Origin of the sequence: Mesorhizobium sp., from assembly GCF_004962925.1 — a bacterium.
Taxonomy (GTDB): Bacteria; Pseudomonadota; Alphaproteobacteria; order Rhizobiales; family Rhizobiaceae; genus Mesorhizobium.
This window is the reverse complement of sequence record NZ_SUEO01000192.1, coordinates 1-3,809: the sequence shown is the minus strand read 5'-3', so window position 1 is coordinate 3,809 and position 3,809 is coordinate 1. Positions and strand designations below refer to the sequence as shown.

Here is a 3,809-nt window from a genome sequence, read left to right as displayed (position 1 = left end):
AGCGTTTCCACCGCGCGGTCGAGCAGGCCGCGCGCCTCGAGGGCTGCCATGAAACGGCTCTGATGGGCGATGTCGGCAAGGCCGCGCTTGCGGGCAAGGGACAGCGCCAGCGTCTGCTCGTAATTGTTGGACAGCACCAGCGCGCTCACCTCATCGGTCATCTCGGCGAGCAGCTTGTTGCGCACCGGGCGGGTCAGCGCCCCCTTGCGCATGGCCGAAGCCAGCGCGATCTTGATGTTGACCTCGACGTCGGAGCAGTTGACGCCGCCCGAATTGTCGATGGCGTCGGAATTACAGCGCCCGCCATTCAGCCCGAACTCGATGCGGGCCCGCTGCGTCACGCCGAGATTGGCGCCTTCGCCGATGACCTTGGCGCACACGTCAAGCGCGGTCACCCGAATGGCATCGTTGGCGCGATCGCCGACATCCTGATTGGTTTCCGTCGATGCCCTCAGATATGTGCCGATGCCGCCGAACCATAAAAGGTCGACCGGCGCCTTGAGGATGGCGCTCATGATCTCGACCGGCGAAGCGGTTGTCTTGCCGAGGCCGATCGCCGCGGCCGCTTCCGGCGCCAACGTGATCGACTTCTGGCTGCGCGAAACGATGATGCCGCCTTCGGACAGTCTTGTCTTGTCGTAGTCCTGCCAGCTCGAACGGGCGAGGGCGAACATGCGCCGGCGCTCGGCCATCGAAGCCGCCATGTCGGGGTCGGGGTCGATGAAGATGTCGCGATGGTCAAAGGCAGCGATCAGCCGGGTCTGCTCGGACAGGAGCATGCCATTGCCGAACACGTCGCCCGACATGTCGCCAACGCCGACGACGGTGAAGGGCGTGGTCTGGATATCGCGGTTCATCTCGCGGAAATGCCGTTTGACCGCTTCCCAGGCGCCTTTGGCGGTGATGCCCATCTTCTTATGGTCGTAACCGGCCGAGCCGCCGCTGGCGAAGGCGTCGTCGAGCCAGAAGCCATGCTTCTCGCTGATGGCATTGGCGGTGTCGGAGAAAGTCGCCGTGCCCTTGTCGGCGGCGACGACGAAATAGGGATCGTCCTGGTCGCGCCTGATCACACCGGCCGGCGGGATAACCTCGTCGATGCCGATATTGTCGGTGATCGACAACAGGCTGGAGACGTAATTCTTGTAGGCGGACGCGCCGGCTTCGAAGATGGCGTCGCGGCCGGCGCCCATCGGCAACTTCTTCGGATAGAAACCGCCCTTGGCGCCAACCGGCACGATCACCGCATTCTTGACCTGCTGCGCCTTGACCAGGCCGAGCACCTCGGTGCGATAATCCTGGGCGCGGTCCGACCAACGCAGACCGCCGCGGGCGACCGGGCCGAAGCGCAGATGCACGCCCTCGACCTCGGAACCGTAGACGAAGATCTCCCGCCACGGCCGCGGCGCCGGCAGGCCGTCGATCGCCTGCGAATCGAGCTTGATCGCCAGCGACTGGCCCTTCTCCTTCAGATCGGGAACGAAATGATTGGTGCGTAGCGAGGCTTCGATCAGATTGAGGTAGCGACGGATGATGGTGTCGTCGTCGATGTTGGGAACCTCTTCCAACGCATCCTTGATCTTGGCCTTGAGGTGCTTGGCCGCGACCAACCCTTCCGTTTCCGCCGTCGGTCCGAGGCGGGCGACGAACAGCTCATGCAGGCCACGCGCGATTTCCGGATAGCGGTTGAGCGCAGCGGCAATGAAGTCCTGGCTCTGCGGGATGCCGGCCTGCTGCAGATAGCGGCCATAGGCGCGCAGGATGGAGACCTCGCCCGACCACAGGCCGGCGGTCTGGGCAAGGCCGTTATAGCCGTCATTGTCGATGTCGCCGCGCCAGACGGAAAGGAACGCGTCCTCGAACAGCGTGCCGCGGTCGCCAAGGTCGATCGGCTTGCCGTAGCTGTTTTCGAGCTCCATGTCATGGATGAAGACCATGCCCGGCTGATCACTATTGATCATGCCGGAAGCGTCGTCGCCGACCTCGAAGGTGCGCTCGCTGATCACGCGGAAACCGATGTTCTCCAGCACCGGCACCCGTCGCGACAGCGCCACCGGGCTGCCATGGTGATAGATCTTCAGCGCCGCCTGATGCGGTTCCTGATCGGCATGACGGTAGTAGTCGATGGCGATCGGATTGGCCGCATTGATCCTGGCGATGCGCCCGGCATCGGCCAACGCCTCAGCCGGCGAGAAGCTGTCGCGATAGCTTCCCGAGAAGCGCGAGGCGATTGCCGTGAGCGTCGCATCGGCGCCGGTCTCGGCCGCGGTCTCGCGCAGAATGTCGTCCCAGGTCCGCACGATGGCGCGGATCGCTGCTTCGATCGTCGCCTGGTCGATCTTCGGCGTCTTGCCGCCGGAACGGCCGATGATGAAATGGACGCGCGCCAGTCCGCCTTCCGGAAAGGCGGGATAGTAGGCCGACAACCGGCCTTCGAACACCGTCTTCAGATAGGTGCCGATCTTCTCGCGTACGATGCTGTCGTAGCGGTCGCGCGGCACGAAGACGAGGATCGAGACGAAGCGGTCGAATTGGTCGACGCGCACCAGCGCCCTGACGCGTGGCCGCTCGATCAGCCCGAGAAGCGCTTCGGCGTGCTTGCGCAGGACCGGCACCGGAACCTGGAACAGCTCGTCGCGCGGATAGCTCTCCAGCACGTTGATCAATGCCTTGCCGGAGTGATCTTCAGGGTTGAAACCGGATTTGGCGATGATGGTTTCGGCTTTCGACCTGAGATAGGGGATCTTCATCACCGAGCGCGTATAGGCGGTCGAGGTGAACAGGCCGACGATGCGCAGCTCGCCCGAAAGCACGCCCTTGGCGGTGTAGGTCTTGACGCCGATGTAATCGAGATAGATGCGGCGGTGCACCGATGATTTGGCGTTGGCCTTGGTGACGATCAACGGTTCCGGCCCGTGCAGGAAGGCGCGGATTTCCGGCGTCGTCGTCACCGCTTCGGTGCCGCGCCGCAGCACCAGCACGTCGGGATCGGAGAGGATGCCGAGGCCGGGCTTTTCGGTGCGCTCCAGCGTGCCGCTCTTCTCGCCGCCGGTGTATTTGAACTCGCGCATGCCAAGGAAGGTGAAATTGTCGTCGCGCAACCATTCGAGGAGGGCGATCGCTTCGGTGACGTGGGCCTTGTCGAGCGGCACCGGAGCGTAGCGGAACTCCGAGATCGCTTGGTCGAGGCGGGCCAGCATCGGCTTCCAGTCGGTGACAGCGGCGCGCACCTGGTCCAATATTTTCTTCAGCCGCCCGGCCAATGCCTCGGCCTGCTCGGCCGAAAGACGGCCGATATGGACGTGGATGACGCTCAGCCGTTCATGACTGTGATCGCCTTTGGCAAACCCGCCATCGCCGAGGATTTCGTCGACGCCGCCCTTGCCGTGCCTGACGACGATGACCGGATGGGTGACCAGCAGCGGCTCGCCGGCGCTCTCGGAGATCTCGCCGAGGATGGAATCGAACAGGAACGGCATGTTGTCGTTGACGACGGTGATCACGGTCATCGGCCTGCCCTGGCGAACGACACCGGAATCGACCTCTATGGCGACGACGCAATCGCCCTTCTTGTGCCTGGCGACGGCGCGTCCGGCGAGATCGGCGGCGCGTTCGAGGTCGGCGACATCATAGGCGGCGACATCTTCGGCCGGCGCCCGCGCCAGCAGGTAGTCGGCAAGCCTGCCGGGCTTTTCGCTGCCCTTGGCCGTGCTCATCTTTTTCAACTGGCTTGCGGATTTCAGGCTGGCCATGGCGCTAATCCCTCCCGTCATATGTTTTGCAACTATGGTAGCAGATGACCGGTACTTGGC

1 protein-coding gene is annotated in these 3,809 nt (G+C 63.9%); it reads right to left on the bottom strand.

Going from position 1 to position 3,809, the window contains the following annotated elements; translation table 11 throughout:
- Positions 1-3,749 (bottom strand): NAD-glutamate dehydrogenase (locus E5W87_RS27815; RefSeq protein ID WP_292404881.1); only part of this gene is annotated, 3,749 nt, incomplete at its 3' end.
- Between the last annotated feature and the right edge of the window lie 60 nt (positions 3,750-3,809).